Source organism: Lactobacillus sp. XV13L (assembly GCF_059900875.1).
Genome location: NZ_JBWXGD010000002.1, coordinates 18,115 through 34,880, shown reverse-complemented (window position 1 = coordinate 34,880; position 16,766 = coordinate 18,115). Strand labels below are relative to the sequence as shown.

The following is a 16,766-nucleotide window of genomic DNA, read 5'->3' as shown; positions in this document are numbered from 1 at the left end:
ACAAGGAGATAAGCGATGAGCTTTTTAGAATTAAGCAATGTAACTAAGACGATTAAAAATGAAACCGTGCTGCAAGACGTCAATTTTGCCGTTGAGCGGGGCAGCATTACGGGCTTCATCGGGACGAACGGTTCGGGCAAGACCATGCTGTTTCGCACCATTCTGGGCCTTGTCAAAGTCAACGCCGGGACAATCACGCTCAAGGGGCAAAGGGTGGGTCTGAACAGTCCGCGGGTGGCCAATGTCGGTGCAATCATTGAGACGCCGGGCTTCATCAGTTCCTATTCGGCACTGAAGAACCTGCAGTACCTCGCGGCCATCAAGAACCTGGTGGGGACCACGGAAATTCTGGCGGCCATGAGGGTCTTTGGTCTGGACGAAGTTAAGGACAAGCGGGTGAAAAAGTTTTCCCTCGGCATGCGGCAAAAACTGGCAATTGTCCAGGCTTTTATGGAGAAGCAGGAATTGCTGGTGCTGGACGAACCCACCAACGGCTTGGACAAAGAATCGATTGCAGTTTTTGAAAAATTGATGCTTAGATTGCGCCAAGAAGGACGGACGATTCTGCTTGCCAGCCACGATGACCGGGTAATCAGGTCGATTGCCGATGACTTTTATGAACTTGACGGTGGCCGGATATCAGACAAGCGGTCAATTAAGGACGCGGTCTGCGGTTAAACTAAGATTGTTGTGAATTCAATGGGTCAGCACCACGGCTGGCTTTTTTGTGCCTGGCAGAATCAGCGCCGCTTGTTCCTGATTGTCTGGTTGCACCGTCCTAAATTACGCCCGTCTGCGGGGCGCCGTAATGTTTATTTTACAGGTGAGATATGTTATCATTTACCAACGATATGGACGAGAAAGGGGAATGCAAATGGCAACAGAAGTTTACTTAATTAGGCACGGCGAAACGATGTTTAACCAGTTGAACAAGGTTCAGGGGTGGTGCGATTCGCCGCTGACCGTCAAGGGCATAAACGATCTGAAAAAGACGGCACTGGCACTTAGCCAGATTCACTTTGACAACATGTATTCCTCCGACTTGAAGCGGGCAATCGACACGGTCCACCTGATGAAGGACGCTAACCGCGTTTCAGAAATCGGCAAAATCAAAAAATTGCCAGAGTTTCGCGAGGTCTTTTTTGGCTCTTTTGAGGGCGATGACATTGAAGACACCTGGGAGCGGGTGGCCCAGGCTGCTGGAGTTGGCCCGGAGCGGGACGTCACCAAGATTATCAACCGGGTTGGCATCTATGAATTCCGCGAGGCCACCAAGGAGGCCGATCCGCGCCATTTAGCCGAGAACAAGGAAGAACTGGATGAGCGGATGGTGCGGGCAATTGCGGTTCTGCGCAGCCTGACCCAAAATGACCAGCGGGTTCTGATTGTGTCTCACGGCGACTTCATCAAGACCCTGGGCATTAAGTACTGGAACCAGAGTGACGGCCTGCACGACATTGTTTTTCCCGAGAATGGGAGCGTGACCCGCGGCATTCTGTATAATGACGGGCACTTTGAGATAGTCGATTATAATGTTGATGCAGAAGACATGTAGAATCCTACTTGGTAAGTGGGATTTTTTGTTACAATAATATTTAAAGGGAACGATGAAATGAAGGATCACACAGCCAGGCGTTATGCCTATGTAACGGCACTTAACGTTGTTATTACCATTGCCGAATTTATTGGCGGCTTCGTCTCGGGGTCTTTGGCACTCTTATCGGATGCTGTCCATAACCTGAGTGACGTTGGTGCAATTATTATTTCGTTTGTCGCGCGGCTGATCAGCAACCGTGCGAGCAACCGGCGCAAAACCTTCGGCTACGACCGGGCGGAAACACTGGCGGCTTTTACTAATGGAATAATACTCATCCTAATCAGTGTTGTGCTGTTTATTGAGGCAATCGAACGGTTTTGGCAACCAACCACAATTAGTGGCGGCATCATGCTGGTCGTTTCGATTATCGGCTTGCTCGCCAACGTGATCTCAATGGTGGTTATGCACCAAGACGGGCAGGAAAACCTGAATGTGCGCTCAACCTTTATCCACATGTTGAGCGATGCCCTATCCAGCGTGGCGGTTGTGGTCGGCGCCATTTTTATTTACTATTGGCACGTTACGTGGCTTGACCCCGTGATGACGCTGTTGGTGTCGGTCTTTGTCTTCCACGAGGCCTGGTCCTTGACCATGAAGGCGGCCAACGTGCTGATGGAATCAAATCCTGATATTGACCTGGACCAGGTCAACCGCATAGTGCTGTCCTTTCCCGCAATCAAGAATATTCATCACGTGCACGTGTGGCGTTATAGCGACCGTTACGTCATGCTGGATGCGCACGTCAACGTTAAGCAGGATTTGAAGGCGAGCGAGTTTGAAAAACTGACGCAGGCCATCAGCCAAAAGCTGCAGGTACTGGGGATTAACCACATTAATTTTCAGGCGGAATGTGACCGTGGAAAAAATAACGAGATGATTGTTTCAGATCGTGACCACGGGGAGTGAGGTATTAAAATGAGTTTGGAAGTCAATATTTATACTGCGATTATCGTCTTAATTGTGGGCCTGTATGACATGGCCTATGCGTATAACCGCCGCCGGCAAAATGGCGGGCGCGGTGCTAAAGCGTTTATGATTTTAGGCGTTATTTTCACTATTGGCGGAATTGTGCTTCTGCTTATGCACTGGATGCAGTAAAAAATGGCTAAGTTGGTATTGCTCAGGCACGGCGAGAGTACTGCTAATCATAGCAACGTGTACACGGGCTGGAATGATGTTCCCCTGACCGCCAAGGGCCAAAGACAGGCACGGGCGGCCGGCGTGCTGATTAGTCAAATAACAGATTTTGCGCCCACCCATATTCACACTTCCGTCTTAAGGCGCGCAATTGTGACGGCCAATATCGTTGCCAACGTCTGCAACTTCCTGTACGTGCCCATCACCAAGACCTGGCGCCTGAATGAACGCCATTACGGTGCGCTGCGCGGTCTTGACAAGAATGTGTCCCGCTCCATCTATGGTGAAGACCAGGTGCTGCGGTGGCGGCGCGGGTTTTATGCGGTTCCGCCGCAGGGCCAAGCGCCAAAGAGCAGGTGCTACGCTAACTGTGATATCCGCTCTTTGCCCCGGGCTGAGAGTCTCTTTCAGACGCAGCAGCGCCTGCTGCCCTATTACCAGGAGCAGGTGGCCAGCCGGCTATTGCGCGGCGAAGACCAGCTGCTTGTTGCGCACGGTTCGAGCCTGCGCGCCCTAATCAAAAAGCTGGAACAAATTTCTGACCGCGATGTTGTCAAACTGGAAGTGTCCAATGCAGAGCCGATTGTTTATACGTTTGATGCGCATCTGCAAATTATTAATAAGAAAATTTTACGTTGATTTTTGGCAGTCTGTTAATTCTAACTAAGGAATTATCCAGATATGTGTTAAAATTTAATACGATATCAATTTAATTTTACATTCTTAGTTTGGAGTAAAGGCATGCGTAAAATATTTTTATTGCGAGGCGCACCCGGCTCCGGTAAATCTTCTTTCATTGCTCGTCATCACTTACAGCCATATGCGATTAGTCGTGATCAGATTAGATTGCTGCTGGCTAATTTAACCTATTATTATGAAGAAGATACCGATTGCTTACACCAAGTCATTCCGCGGTATGCAAATGAGCAGACGGAGCACTGGGTAGACTATCTCGTTGAAGAAAAGATGAAACGCGGCGAAACGGTCATTGTAGATAGCACGCACGTTTTCACAGAGAACATTGAGCATTACCAACCGTGGGTCGAGCGCTATCGTTATGAGTTGTTTGTCGTTGACTTAATGTATCACAAATCATTGCAAAACCTGTTGAACCGCAATGAGGTGCGGAAGCAGTATGATTGGGTCAAGCCCAATGTAATAAGGGAGATGTACTTGTCTTACCGGGATAACATGCAGCTGCCCGAGTGGGCGCATATTATTAATCCCAACCAGTTGAACCGGGCGCTGTCCCAGCGGGAAAGCAACCTGGACCACTTCACCCATGTGTTTGCGGTTCCGGACAAGGTGCCAGAAGAGGATTTTCCCCACGTTCACATTTCAAATTTTTACTTTTCATTTAATGACCGCTTTACGGAAAAATACGGCACTTACCGCAATGTGGTTACAATTGGCAAGACAAGGGAAGAGATTGTTGACGAATTTCGCTTGCCGTACTTTGTTTTCAAGTTCCACCACAAGCACTTCCTGATTTCGGCTTATCCGATTAGAAACGAGATGCTTGACCCCATTAAGAAGGTCAAGGGGGTCTGGACGTATTCCACCGGGTTAATCAACCTGGCCGATTTTGTGCAAGAATTTCCCCAGAGCAGACCGCAGCACGTTCACCAGTTTAACCTGACTAAGCTGCATCCGGACCGGCTGCTCCATATTTGGTAACAAAAGACGCTAGCGTAGCGTCTTTTTTGTTGCACTTAAGTTGATGCCTGCGTGTGCGGCCACGCTGCATCAAAAATCACGCAATATCAAGATGAGACTGCTTCTGTTTTTTAAAAGCTGTATAATTAACCTGTAATCGCTTTAGTAGTATTAGTGAAATATAGAAAGAGACAGAGTAAAAATGCAAACTGAACAAGTAAGAACTGGCTTTGCCCAAATTTTCCACGAACAGCCAACGGGTTGCTACTTCTCACCGGGCAGGATCAACCTCATTGGTGAACACACCGACTATAACGGTGGCCACGTCTTTCCGTGTGCGATTTCGCTGGGCATCTACGGGGCCGCCAGTCCACGGGCGGACCGCCAGTTTAAATTCTATTCGACTAACTTTGCCCAGCTCGGGGTGCTTGAGGCTGACCTGGACGACCTGCACTATGTCAAGGAAGACTCGTGGGCCAACTACGCCAAGGGGATGCTGCACTTCATGCTTGAACACGGGGCAGAGATTGACCATGGCCTCAACGTTTACGTGGACGGCAACATTCCGGACGGCGCCGGCCTGTCTTCCTCGGCCGCCTTGGAAATGCTGGTCGGGGTGATTTTGCAGGACCAGTTTGACCTGCACGTTGACCGGCTTGACCTGGTTAAGATGGGGGTAAAAACGGAGAACGACTTCATCGGCGTCAACTCCGGCATCATGGACCAGTTCGCGGTCGCAATGAGCGCGAAGGATCACGCAATACTGCTGGACACTGAGACAGTCAAGTATGAGCTGGTACCGCTCGACCTGCAGGACAATGTTATCGTCATCATGAACACGAACAAAAGACGGGAATTGTCCGATTCGAAGTACAATGAACGCCGGGGCGAGTGCGAGGAGGGCCTGCGCTATCTGCAGAAGCAGCTTGAGATCACATCGCTGGGCGAACTGGACCTATGCACGTTCGATGAGTTTAGCTACCTGCTCCCGCAGGACAACTTGCTCAAGCGCTGCCGGCATGCGGTCTGGGAAAACCAGCGGACGCTGGCGGCCGAACGTGCGCTGCAGGAACATGATCTGGCCCGGTTCGGCCGCTTGATGAACGCATCGCACGTTTCGCTGGAACATGACTATGAAGTCACGGGCAAGGAGCTCGATACGCTTGTTCACACGGCGTGGAAGCAAGGCGGCGTCCTGGGTGCCCGCATGACCGGTGCGGGGTTTGGCGGCTGCGCGATTGCGCTGGTTGCCAAGAGTCAGGTTGACAATTTTAAGCGCAGCGTTGCAGCGGTTTACGAGCGTGAAATTGGTTATGCACCGTCATTCTACCTGGCAGAAACGAGTGCGGGCACGAAGGTTTTATAGTAAACAAGGATTAAGAATGATCGAAGCAAATTTAGTTGAAAATTTTGTTAGCCAGGTGATTGCAAATAGCGATTACCAGGAGCTGGACCGTGTCTACCTGCGTAACCGCGTGTTTGCACTGGTGGGCGACGAGGCCAAAAACAAGAAGACGGCCGCTCGCAGTCTCTTGGATCTGCGCGACGAGCTGGTTCAGGCGGCACAGGTGGACGGTCGCTGCGGCGGCAGCAGTGCGGACAAAGACGTCTTGGGTGCACAGCTGATGGCGCTGATTGTGCCGCGGCCGAGCCTGGTCAACCAGCGCTTTTGGCGGACCTATGAGAAGAGGCCGGCGCAGGCTATTGGCGACTTTTACGACCTCAGCAAACGCAGCGACTACATCAAGACGCGGGCTGTTGCGCGGAATATTTACTTCACAGCGCCCAGCAAGTACGGCGGCCTAGAGGTTACGATTAACTTGTCCAAGCCGGAAAAGGACCCCAAGGAGATTGCCGCGGCCCGTGACGCCAAGACAGGCGGTTACCCGCTCTGCAAGTTGTGCATGGAAAGCGAGGGCTACCTGGGTCGAATCAACTATCCGGCGCGCAGCAACCACCGCATCATCCGCTTTAACCTCGGCGAAGAGGTTTGGGGCTTTCAGTATTCGCCTTACGCCTACTTCAATGAACACTGCATCTTTCTTTCGTCCAAGCACGAAAAAATGCGGATCAATTCGCGCACCTTTGCGGACCTGCTTGTAATCGTTGACCTCTTTCCGGGCTATTTTGCCGGCAGCAACGCCGACCTGCCGATTGTCGGCGGCTCTATCTTGGCCCACGAGCACTACCAGGGCGGCCGGCACCGGTTTGCAATGGAACAGGCACCGGTTACCGTCAAGCTGAACTTTGCGGACTATGAGGGCGTGCAGGCCGGCATCGTCAAGTGGCCGATGTCCGTGATTCGCCTGCGGGGAGCGGACAAGGCGCAGCTGGTGGAGCTTGCAACGCAGATTACGGATACGTGGCGCAGCTATAGCGATGAGGACGTTGACGTGCGCGCCTTCACGGGTACCACGCCCCACCACACGGTTACGCCGATTGCCCGCAAGCGTGGCGGCGACTTTGAGCTGGACTTGGTCCTGCGTGACAACCAGACGTCCAAGCGCTATCCCGACGGTATTTTTCACCCGCACCAGGACGTGCAGCACATTAAACGGGAAAATATTGGCCTCATTGAGGTGATGGGGCTGGCAATCTTGCCACCGCGGCTGGAGCCGGAGATGCTTGAGGTCAAGAAGTTTTTGTTGGGGCAGCCAAGCGTGGTCGCGCCAATTCACCTCGCGTGGGCACGTGCGATTAAGGCCAAGAACCAGGTTACGCCGGCGAACGTTGACCAGGTTTTGCAGGGCGAACTGGGCCAAGTCTTTGCGCGCGTCCTTGAAGATGCCGGCGTGTTCAAGCAGACGGATGCGGGCCGGGCGGCCTTCATGCGCTTTGCACAAGAAGCAGGCGTGGTCTAGGCCAGCAACTTACTGCCGCAAAAAGACAATAACGAAGGGAAGCATGACAAATGGAAAAATTGGTGCGCGATCGGATACCGGAACTGGCTACAGGGGCGGCTTTTCGCAAACTGACCCCGGTGGAAATAGAACCGGCGCTAAAGAAAAAATTGCTTGAGGAAACCAATGAAGTCCTGGACGCTGAGACCGAGGACAACCTGATCGAAGAACTGGGCGATGTTTACGAGGTCTTGCGGACCTACCTGGACTTTAAGGGCGTGAGCCAGGAAAGCTTTATGAACCGGGGCGAGCAAAAGCGGGCTTCACGGGGCGGCTTTTCTGAGTACTGGTTGATGAAACGGTAAGCCCAGCACAATTGCAGATGATAAAAAAGCGTTGAGAAGAAAATCTCAACGCTTTTTATTTGGATCAGGAACAGAAATTCCTGTATTATTTAATAGCTAAAATTACTTGAAGGCCAGAGCACCCATCGGGTCCCACGGCAACAGCTGAATTGGATCCTTGGCACCTTCGTCAAAGTCTTGCTTCAGGTCTTCCGGCAGGAACTTCTTGTTGATTACGGCCTGGTAGACGAAGGAGTCGAACCAGGAGTCGCTCATCACGAAGTAGCCCTTGAAGCCGGGCTTTTCGCCCCAGGAGTTTTCAATCTTCCACTTGGTTGGCTGGCCGTCAACCAGGTCAACGCCAGTGATGACCATGGCATGGTCCATCATGCTTTCGCCCGAGTCCAACTTTTCGGCCTTGGACATTGAGAAGTCAACGTCGAACAGCTCATCGCGCTTGTAGATGTTGGTATCAAGCAGACCAAGTTGCCGCTCGGAATCCTTGCCAACATTGGAACCAAACCAGACCACCTCGCCGGCCTTAAGCTGCTTGATGATCAGGTCCTTCATCTCGGCAACCTTGAGGTTCAGGTGGCGCACCTGCCGGCCGCCAACCACGTTGCCCAGGTATTCAACGGAGAAAACCTTGTGGTAGGGCTTGTCCGCAGTCGGCGAGTTGATGACCGAAACGTGGTCTTCCAGGTTCATGCCCACGTACTTGTCGAAGAAGGCCTTCGGGGTCAAGTCGGCGTCGCGGTGGTAGTTGCCCTCGTCGTCCTTATATTCAAAGTCAAACTTCTTCGGCGGAACGCCAAGGGAAACGGCCAGGATGCGGAAGACGTCGTTTAAAAATTCGTTCTTGCGGGCTTCAACCTCGTCCTCCGACTTGCCGGCGTTGACCAGTTGGCGTAGGGCCAAGCCGTCCTTGCGCAGGAGCGTGTTCAGGGTGTCATTCAGTGCACTGGAATTGGTTGCGTTGGCCGTTTCGGGGTAGACCGACTTCGGCACGATACCGTACTTTTCAATCAAACCGCAGAGCATGTCCCACTGGCCGCCGTCTTGTTGCGGGGTGGCAAACAAGAAGCTGACCTTGCGGTCGCCGAGGGGCTTATTGGCCGAGGCAATCACGTTTTCGAAGAACCAGTTGGACTTTTCGAACTTGTCCCAGAAGTTGGTGTAGTTCTGGGATAATTCGAAGTCCTTGACTTTGTAGTTCTTTTGCAGCGGGTGACGCATGGTGTTCAGCGCGGAGAACATCCAGCAACGGCCCGATTGCTTCTGGTCGGCTGGTTTGCCCGTCTCGATTTCAACTGAAAAAGTGGGGGTTAGGTCAACCTTGGATTGCAGGTTTTGGCTTGCCTTGTAGATGCCGTTCTCCTGGGCCGCGTTGCTGGCGATGTTAAAGCCGGCGTGCTTGGCGAGGTCAGCGGTGTAACTGGCAATGGCGTCGTTGGTGATTTCTTTTGTCATGTAGATTATTCCTCCTTAAAGTTAATTACCTACTATTCTAGCCTAACTGCGGGGAGGAGTCTATTGGTGTGCAAGCAATTATGAAAAAATATTTAATTTTGGGCTAATTTGTTAATTTTCAGTGCTTGTGAATTTTTAAAAGATGGGCCCCCAACCTGCGCTTGGGCGTTTACGCGCCGCAGGGCTTGTGGTACCAGATCCGGTCGAATTCGGGGTGGATCTTGAAGTAGTCGATCACCATGGGATCCAGCGGCCACACCGGCACGTGCGATTCACGGGCTATCAATTGGACGGTGTGCATTTCTTTGCGCAGTACCTGGTCCCGGTCTGCATCCGGATTGATAAACATGTGGTTCATTATCCAGACCGGGCCGTCGTTGCGCTCGATTCGGTCCATCGTCCAGCGGCAGGTTAGGACGTCATCGTCATCATGAGTTTCGAAGAATTGGTGGGGGTCGTTAATACTGAACATGATTTTTCCTTTAAAAATAAAATTTGCTTAATTCCGTAGTTAATTATAGTTGATTTTCATTTGAACCTGCAATTTAATGTAAAATAGTGCTAAGTATTCAAAGGAGAAAAAATGATTAAAACACGGGGCTTTGAAGTTGTTTCCAAGTATCAAAACAAAAATATTAATCTGCCCAGGCGGCAGACGATTGCCAGTGCCGGTTATGATCTGGAGGCAGCCGTTGATATGGTGATTCCCAGTATTTGGCGGCTGAACTTTGTGCGGATTTTTCGCTTGCTCAGAAACGGACACCAACTTTATGAGCCGGACTACGACCAGGCTGATGAGGTTTTGAAGCCGCTCTTGGTTCCGACGGGCGTCAAGGCCTACATGCCGGAAGACGAGGTCCTCATCCTGGCGAACCGCTCATCCAACACCTTCAAGCGCAACCTCTGCCTGCCCAACGGGATCGGCGTCATTGATGCCGATTACTATAACAATACAACTAATGAGGGCGAGATTTTTGCGCAGTTGCTTAATTACGGTGTTCGGCCCATGCAAATTCACAAGGGCGAGCGGATCGCTCAAGCAATTTTTGTACAGTACCGCAAGACCGATGATGACCTGCCGGTCAGCCGCCAGCGCGCCAGCGGTTTTGGCTCCACCAACTCGAATAAGTAAGAAAGGAAAATCTAATGGCAAAAATCAGGACGAAGTACAAGTGCCGTTCCTGCGGCTACATCTCGGCCAGCTACCTGGGCCGCTGCCCCAACTGTGGGGCCTGGAACCAGTTTGAAAAGGAGACGGAAGCCGTTGCCAGCCGTTCAACCAAGGGTAGCCCGAGCCGCCTGATCAAGAAGACCGGCGCCAGCGAGCCGGTGAAGCTTGACCAGGTCAAGGGCGAAAAAGAAGAGCGGGTTCAGACCAGCTCGGACGAATTAAATCGGGTCCTTGGCGGCGGCATCGTGCCGGGGTCCCTCGTTTTGATCGGCGGTGATCCCGGCATTGGCAAGTCGACGCTGATGCTGCAGATTATGAGCGACCTGTCGAGCAAGTACAAGGTGTTATACGTATCGGGCGAGGAGTCGGCCAACCAGATCAAGCTGCGTGCAACTCGTCTGGGTCTTGAGGCTAGCAGCATGCTGCTCTATCCTGAAACCGACATGGAGGATATCCGCCAGCAGATCGAACAGCTGCAGCCCGACTTTGTCGTCATCGACTCCATTCAAACGATGAACGAACCGAGCCTGGACTCGATGACCGGCTCGGCTTCGCAGGTGCGTGAGGTCACTAGCGAACTGATGAAGATTGCCAAGATGGACGCCATCACCATTTTCGTCATCGGTCACGTCACCAAGGAGGGGACAATTGCCGGGCCCAAGATTCTGGAGCACATGGTTGACACCGTGCTCTACTTCGAGGGCGACGAACACCACGCTTACCGCATCTTGCACTCGGTCAAGAACCGCTTCGGCGCGGCCAACGAGATCGGCATGTTCGAGATGGTCAACAAGGGTCTGCAGGAGGTTACCAATCCCTCGGCCATCTTCCTGGACGAACGCCTGCCGCAGTCGACGGGTTCGTCCATCGTGGTGTCGCTTGAAGGGACGCGCCCCATCCTGGCAGAGATCCAGGCGCTGGTCACACCGACCGCCTTTGGCTATGCCAAACGGACGACATCGGGAATCGATTACAACCGGGCGGCCCTGCTCTTAGCCGTTTTGGAAAAGCGGGGCAACCTAATGCTGCAGAACCAGGACGTCTACTTGACGGCAACAGGCGGCATTCGCTTAAACGAACCGGCGGTTGACCTGGCCGTGGTTATGGCGATTGCATCAAGTTACAAGAACCAGGAGATTTTGCCGACCGATTGTTTTGTCGGTGAAGTCGGCCTGACCGGTGAGGTGCGTCGGGTCAACCAGGTCGATGCACGCATCAAGGAGGCCGCCAAGACCGGCTTCAAGCGGATTTTTATCCCCAAGCACAACATGCGGCCCAGCTTGAAGAAGATTGGCATCGAGGTCATTCCGGTTTCGAGCATCCCCCAGGCGTTAAAACTGGTTTTGGGCTAGGTTGCATTGAACTTTTACCGGTTTACGGGTAAACTAAAATTGTTTGAATTTTACTATTTGAAAGAGGCATGAATTTTGGCAAAACAAAAAATTCGGGTAAGGTATGCCCCCAGTCCAACGGGGCACTTGCACATTGGTAACGCGCGGACGGCGCTGTTTAACTACTTGTTTGCACGGCACAACAAGGGAACGTTTGTCTTGAGAATTGAAGACACCGACCAGAAGCGGAACGTCGAGGGTGGCTCGCAGTCACAGATGGAGAACCTGCACTGGCTCGACATCGACTGGGACGAGGGCCCGGACAAGGGCGGCGACTACGGCCCGTACCGGCAATCGGAACGCAAAGACCTATATAATAAGTACATCAAGCAGCTGCTCGACGAGGGCAAGGCCTACTACTCCTACAAGACGGAGGAGGAACTTGAAGAGCAGCGTGAAGAGCAGCGCGCGATGGGAATTGCGCCGCACTACACTTACGAGTATGAGGGGCTGACGGCCGATGAAATTGCGCAAAAGCAAGAGGCGGCAAAGGCCAAGGGCTTGAAGCCGGTTGTCCGCATCCACATTCCCGAGATGGAAACTTATTCCTGGGACGATATCGTTAAGGGCCACCTCAGCTTTGAGTCCGACACCATCGGCGGCGACTTTGTCATTCAGAAGCGGGATGGCATGCCGACCTACAACTTCGCCGTGGTCGTGGACGACCACTTGATGGAAATCACCCACGTCTTGCGCGGGGATGACCACGTGTCGAACACGCCTAAGCAGCTGGCCGTCTACCAGGCACTAGGCTGGGAACCGCCGAAGTTCGGCCACATGACCTTGATTATCAATGCCGCCACAGGCAAGAAGCTGTCCAAGCGTGAAAAAGACCCGTTGATCTTGCAGTTTATCGAGCAGTACCGCGACATGGGCTACCTGCCAGATGCAATGTTCAACTTCATCACGCTGCTCGGCTGGTCACCGGTGGGCGAAGGCGAAATCTACAGCCAACGCGACCTGATCAAGCAGTTCGATCCGAGCCGCTTGTCCAAGTCGCCGGCCGCCTTTGACCGCAAGAAGCTGGAGTGGATTAATAACCAGTACATCAAGAAGGCCGACCGCGACACCCTGCTTGACTTGGCTTTGAGCAACCTGCAGGATGAAGGCTTGGTTGAAGCCGACCCAACGCCTGAAAAGCTGGAGTGGGTGCGCCAACTGGTCAACATTTACTCCGTTCAGATGTCCTACACGAAGCAGATTGTTGACCTCGCCCAGATATTCTTCGCTGCGCCCAAGAACCTGTCTGATGAAGAAATTGCTGAGATTCGCAAGGATGATGCAAGACCAGTCATTGAAGAATTCAAGAAGCAGGTCGACGCCATTCCGCGCTTTACATCAGTGCAAATCATGAATGCCGTCCAGGCTACGCGTCGTGAGACTGGCATTAAGGGCAGACGGCTCTTCATGCCGATTCGGATTGCGACTACCAGGTCAATGGTTGGTCCCGGAATCGGCGAGGCCATGGAGCTGCTGGGCAAAGACCGGGTGCTTGAACACCTTGATTTGACCTTGGAGCAGATGAGCGCAAACGGCTTGTAATTTTCCTTACTAAATAAAAGATATTAGAACCACCTTGACAAAGGCAATAGTCTTGTCTGGGTGGTTTTTATGCTCATTGCGGTAATAATCTCTTTATAAGGTATACTAAATAATTAATGTATACTATATCATGAAAGCAGATTGGGATAGTTAGAAATGGCAGGCAATTGGTGAAAAGGCAGAAAAAGTTATCTCAGGACGGTAAGAAGCTCATTGTTGGTAGTCGCACGGCCGCCACGCTGGGCTTAAGGAAGTTCATTCATTCAAAAAATAGTTAAAGCGGTGCGTTTCAAGGGCAATGAGACTGGTCAGATTAAGAAGAATGGGCAGAACGGTTGATAATCCGGTTGGCCAAAATGGCTAGATCTATAACGTTGGCTTGAATGGCTATGTTGCTGGAGGTAAGGTTACTGGGTACAAGTCTTCTGATGATCTTAAGTCAAGCAATGTCACCGGTAACCTGCCGCTTAAAGGCTCAGCAAATCAATTATTTAGTGGGTTATCCCGTGTTGAGACCAATAACGGCCTGGACAAGGTACCCCAGCGGAAGTCACAGATTACGCTCAAGTATGGCTCAATTATGAATAGTTATGGCCAAAAAACGATTAATGGCCGCGTATGCTATTGATCACAATGAGCATGCCGCAAGTATTACGTTGCTGCGGCACAACGCTTTGGTCTACAACCAGTATGGTCACCAGGTAAGGCACAGCTGGGTGTTCAAGAAGGGGCCGGCCGGTTGATGTGTATGCTGCTCCAGAAAGCTTTATGGTGCAAGTATTACATCATTGCACATAACCGCTTTGTCAAGGCAGTCAATTTAAGTAGCAAAATGGAATGTGATTGTCTAAAAACACGTGTGCAAGAATTTTCGCACGGGCTTTTTCTTTGTTCCGCACTAGAATATGCAGCGGTTTCTGTTAAAATGAACATGATAGTTTTTTAGGAAAGGAAGTTAGCCGTGTGAAAATCTACAATACTCTGACCAAGACTAAGGAAGAATTTAAGCCCATTACTCCCGGTCAGATTACAATGTACGTCTGTGGGCCGACAGTATATAATTACATACACATCGGTAATGCCAGGAGCGTGATTGCCTTCGATACCATCAGGCGCTACTTCGAATATCGGGGTTATAAAGTCAACTTCGTCTCGAACTTTACCGACGTTGACGACAAGATGATCAATGAAGCGCGTGCTGAGAAGACAACCGTTTCTGAATTGGCCGCGCGTTACATCAAGGCCTACCAAGAAGATACGGCGGCTTTGAACGTTGAGCCGGCGACCCTGAATCCCCGGGCGACGCATGAAATTCCTGCGATCACTGCTTTTATCGCCAAGCTGATTGCCAAGGATTATGCCTACGAGGCAGGCGGCGACGTCTACTTTCGTGCTCGCAAGTTCAAACATTACGGTGACCTTAGCGGTCAGAATATTGCTGAGCTTGAGGAGGGTGCTTCTAAGCACGTCAATGCCGCGGACCAGCAGCGTAAGGAAGACCCCATCGACTTTGCCCTCTGGAAAAAGCAGAAGCAAGAAGATGAGATTGCGTGGGCATCGTCCTGGGGCCAAGGCCGGCCCGGTTGGCACATTGAATGCTCGGTCATGGCTACCAAGTACCTGGGTTCGACTATTGATATTCACGGTGGTGGCCAGGACCTGGAATTTCCGCACCATGAAAATGAAATTGCCCAGAGTGAGGCCGCAACGGGGCAACCCTTTGTCCACTACTGGATGCACAACGGCTTCGTGACTGTGGGCGCAGGACAGGAAAAAATGTCTAAGTCGCTGCACAATTTTGTGACGGTTCACGAACTGTTGAAAGACGTCGATGCGCAGGTTTTGCGCTTTTTCATGGCGAGCGTGCAGTACCGCAAGCAGATCAACTATTCGCGCACCAACCTTGCCCAGGCAGAGAATATTCTGCAGCGCTTTAAGAACACCCTGGTCAACTTGCAATACCGGTTAGCCGATAAGAGCAAAAGCATGAGGTCGGCTGCACTGGAAACAGCACTGGATACAACTGCACAGAAATTCAATGTGGCAATGGACGATGACATTAACGTCCAGAATGCATTGGCTGCCATTTATGACCTATTGCCCGAGATCAACGCCAATTCTAGCGCACTCAACGCGGACAAGCAGGCGCTTAAGAAAGCGCAGCAGCTATTAACCACGTGGCTGGCGATTTTTGGCATTGATGCAGACAAGCTGCTTGCGCAGAATAATGAACCGGGCAGCACCGACGCCGCAGTAGTCGAACTGATAAAACAACGTGAAGCGGCGCGCGCGGCCAAGGACTGGGCAAAGAGCGACCAGCTGCGCGCACAATTAAAGGAAAGGGGCATCACGGTGGAGGACACTCCCCAGGGAACAAGGTGGAAACGTGACTAAAAACAAAAAAATGGTGGAAGAAGAAGTTAATCCGGATACGCTAAACGGGCAAACGCTGGCGTACTTAGGCGATGCGGTCTATGAAATAGATATTCGCCGCCACCTGCTTAAGTGTGGCATCGTCAAGCCGCAAGTTTTGCAAAGGCAGGCCACGCACTACGTGTCGGCCAAAGCTCAGGCCGCCTTGATCACCAAGCTGCAGGAGGAACAGATGCTCACTAAGGAGGAAGTGGCCACCTTTCATCGGGGGCGCAACTCGAAAACGCACACTAAGGCCAAGAACACGAGCCTCGCAACTTACCAACTGTCTACCGGCTTTGAGGCGGTGTGGGGCTATTTGGAATTGTGCGGTCAGAAGGACCGCATCCAGGAGTTAACTTTGTGGTGCATCAAGGCAGTAGAGGAAGGGGCCATTGATCAATATGACTTCAAATGATAAGGATTTTATCTTCGGCAAGCATGCCGGCTTGGACTTTTTAAGAACGCAGGATGCTGGACGGATCAACAAGGTGTTCCTGCAGCAGGGCGTCCAGGAAAATTTTGCTAATGAGGTATTTGGTCTGGCTAAGAAAAAGGGGCTGATTATTCAAACGGTGCCCAAAAACAAACTGGACCGGTTGGTCCAGGGCGAAAACCACCAGGGCCTGGTCTTAACTGTTGCCAGCTTTGAATATGCGGACCTAGACCAGCTGCTGGACCAATATGACCATGACCAGAAGGAGCCTTTCTTGCTGATGCTGGACTCGATTGAAGATCCGCACAACCTGGGGTCAATTTTGCGGTCGGCTGACGCCACGGGGGTTGATGCGATCATCATCCCCAAGCGGCACGCAACCGGGCTCACGTCGGTAGTGGCCAAGACCGCGACCGGGGCGATTGACTATGTGCCGGTCGCCCGGGTTAATAACCTCGTGCAAACTAGTCAAAAGCTGAAACAGCGTGGCTACTGGCTGTTTGGGACGGATATGGCGGGCACTGATTACCGCAAGTGGGATGCGCGTGGCAAAACCGTTCTCGTCATCGGCAACGAGGGCAAGGGCATCGCGCGCCTGCTTAAGGAACAGATGGACCAGATGCTGACCCTGCCAATGGTTGGTCACGTGCAGTCGCTCAACGCAAGCGTGGCAACTGGCGTTCTGCTCTACCAGATGCTCAATAGCCGCAATCCCATTGCCAAATAACTAACGCATAATCACCCCCCCAATCCAATCAGGGGGGTGATTT

At 51.9% G+C, this 16,766-nt stretch carries 18 protein-coding genes; 16 read left to right on the top strand and 2 right to left on the bottom strand.

Annotated elements, in window-relative coordinates; all coding sequences use genetic code 11:
• The first annotated feature begins 15 nt into the window (after positions 1-15).
• The 9 genes from AC2JF6_RS02240 to AC2JF6_RS02200 all read left to right on the top strand — a co-directional run bounded on the left by AC2JF6_RS02240 (position 16) and on the right by AC2JF6_RS02200 (position 7,595).
• Positions 16-678 (top strand): ATP-binding cassette domain-containing protein, encoded by a 663-nt coding sequence (locus AC2JF6_RS02240; RefSeq protein WP_500729138.1) that lies wholly within the window; start codon positions 16-18, stop codon positions 676-678.
• 196 nt (positions 679-874) lie between these two features.
• Entirely contained in the window at positions 875-1,555 is a 681-nt protein-coding gene (locus AC2JF6_RS02235) for a histidine phosphatase family protein (protein WP_500729137.1), read from the top strand.
• A 57-nt stretch (positions 1,556-1,612) separates the two neighbouring features.
• Complete coding sequence (locus AC2JF6_RS02230; RefSeq protein ID WP_500729136.1) at positions 1,613-2,503, top strand: cation diffusion facilitator family transporter; 891 nt, start codon at positions 1,613-1,615, stop codon at positions 2,501-2,503.
• 9 nt (positions 2,504-2,512) lie between these two features.
• The gene (locus AC2JF6_RS02225) at positions 2,513-2,695 is read left to right on the top strand and encodes a hypothetical protein (RefSeq protein WP_500729135.1); all 183 of its coding nucleotides are present in this window, start codon (positions 2,513-2,515) and stop codon (positions 2,693-2,695) included.
• 3 nt (positions 2,696-2,698) lie between these two features.
• The gene (locus AC2JF6_RS02220) at positions 2,699-3,373 is read left to right on the top strand and encodes a 2,3-bisphosphoglycerate-dependent phosphoglycerate mutase (protein ID WP_500729134.1); all 675 of its coding nucleotides are present in this window, start codon (positions 2,699-2,701) and stop codon (positions 3,371-3,373) included.
• Between the two features lie 102 nt (positions 3,374-3,475).
• Complete coding sequence (locus AC2JF6_RS02215) at positions 3,476-4,411, top strand: AAA family ATPase (protein WP_500729133.1); 936 nt, start codon at positions 3,476-3,478, stop codon at positions 4,409-4,411.
• Positions 4,412-4,592: 181 nt separating this feature from the next.
• Positions 4,593-5,756 (top strand): galactokinase, encoded by a 1,164-nt coding sequence (locus AC2JF6_RS02210; RefSeq protein ID WP_500729132.1) that lies wholly within the window; start codon positions 4,593-4,595, stop codon positions 5,754-5,756.
• A 16-nt stretch (positions 5,757-5,772) separates the two neighbouring features.
• Positions 5,773-7,251, top strand: coding sequence for a UDP-glucose--hexose-1-phosphate uridylyltransferase (gene galT, locus AC2JF6_RS02205; RefSeq protein ID WP_500729131.1), 1,479 nt, complete (start codon positions 5,773-5,775; stop codon positions 7,249-7,251).
• A gap of 50 nt (positions 7,252-7,301) precedes the next feature.
• The gene (locus AC2JF6_RS02200) at positions 7,302-7,595 is read left to right on the top strand and encodes a nucleoside triphosphate pyrophosphohydrolase (protein ID WP_500729130.1); all 294 of its coding nucleotides are present in this window, start codon (positions 7,302-7,304) and stop codon (positions 7,593-7,595) included.
• 102 nt (positions 7,596-7,697) lie between these two features.
• Here AC2JF6_RS02200 and pepC read toward each other — a convergent pair whose 3' ends face one another.
• Positions 7,698-9,044, bottom strand: a complete 1,347-nt coding sequence (gene pepC / locus AC2JF6_RS02195) for an aminopeptidase C (RefSeq protein WP_500729129.1) — start codon at positions 9,042-9,044, stop codon at positions 7,698-7,700.
• A gap of 169 nt (positions 9,045-9,213) precedes the next feature.
• Positions 9,214-9,516: a hypothetical protein gene (locus AC2JF6_RS02190; RefSeq protein ID WP_500729128.1), complete on the bottom strand. Its 303-nt coding sequence runs from the start codon at positions 9,514-9,516 to the stop codon at positions 9,214-9,216.
• A 114-nt stretch (positions 9,517-9,630) separates the two neighbouring features.
• On the opposite strand from AC2JF6_RS02190, the gene AC2JF6_RS02185 reads away from it, so the two are divergent.
• The 7 genes from AC2JF6_RS02185 to rlmB all read left to right on the top strand — a co-directional run bounded on the left by AC2JF6_RS02185 (position 9,631) and on the right by rlmB (position 16,723).
• The gene (locus AC2JF6_RS02185; protein WP_500729236.1) at positions 9,631-10,176 is read left to right on the top strand and encodes a dCTP deaminase/dUTPase family protein; all 546 of its coding nucleotides are present in this window, start codon (positions 9,631-9,633) and stop codon (positions 10,174-10,176) included.
• Between the two features lie 14 nt (positions 10,177-10,190).
• Positions 10,191-11,567 (top strand): DNA repair protein RadA, encoded by a 1,377-nt coding sequence (radA, locus tag AC2JF6_RS02180; RefSeq protein WP_500729127.1) that lies wholly within the window; start codon positions 10,191-10,193, stop codon positions 11,565-11,567.
• 75 nt (positions 11,568-11,642) lie between these two features.
• Positions 11,643-13,148 (top strand): glutamate--tRNA ligase, encoded by a 1,506-nt coding sequence (gene gltX / locus AC2JF6_RS02175; protein ID WP_500729125.1) that lies wholly within the window; start codon positions 11,643-11,645, stop codon positions 13,146-13,148.
• A 590-nt stretch (positions 13,149-13,738) separates the two neighbouring features.
• Positions 13,739-13,891 carry a hypothetical protein gene (locus AC2JF6_RS02170; protein WP_500729124.1) on the top strand — a complete coding sequence of 51 codons (153 nt, stop codon included), beginning with the start codon at positions 13,739-13,741 and terminating at the stop codon, positions 13,889-13,891.
• Positions 13,892-14,111: 220 nt separating this feature from the next.
• Positions 14,112-15,542, top strand: coding sequence for a cysteine--tRNA ligase (cysS, locus tag AC2JF6_RS02165; protein WP_500729123.1), 1,431 nt, complete (start codon positions 14,112-14,114; stop codon positions 15,540-15,542).
• Positions 15,535-15,978, top strand: coding sequence for a Mini-ribonuclease 3 (locus AC2JF6_RS02160; protein WP_500729122.1), 444 nt, complete (start codon positions 15,535-15,537; stop codon positions 15,976-15,978). Before cysS ends, AC2JF6_RS02160 begins: the two co-directional genes overlap by 8 nt.
• Positions 15,965-16,723 (top strand): 23S rRNA (guanosine(2251)-2'-O)-methyltransferase RlmB, encoded by a 759-nt coding sequence (gene rlmB, locus AC2JF6_RS02155; RefSeq protein WP_500729121.1) that lies wholly within the window; start codon positions 15,965-15,967, stop codon positions 16,721-16,723. The genes AC2JF6_RS02160 and rlmB overlap by 14 nt, the downstream gene beginning before the upstream one ends.
• The last annotated feature ends 43 nt before the right edge of the window (positions 16,724-16,766 follow it).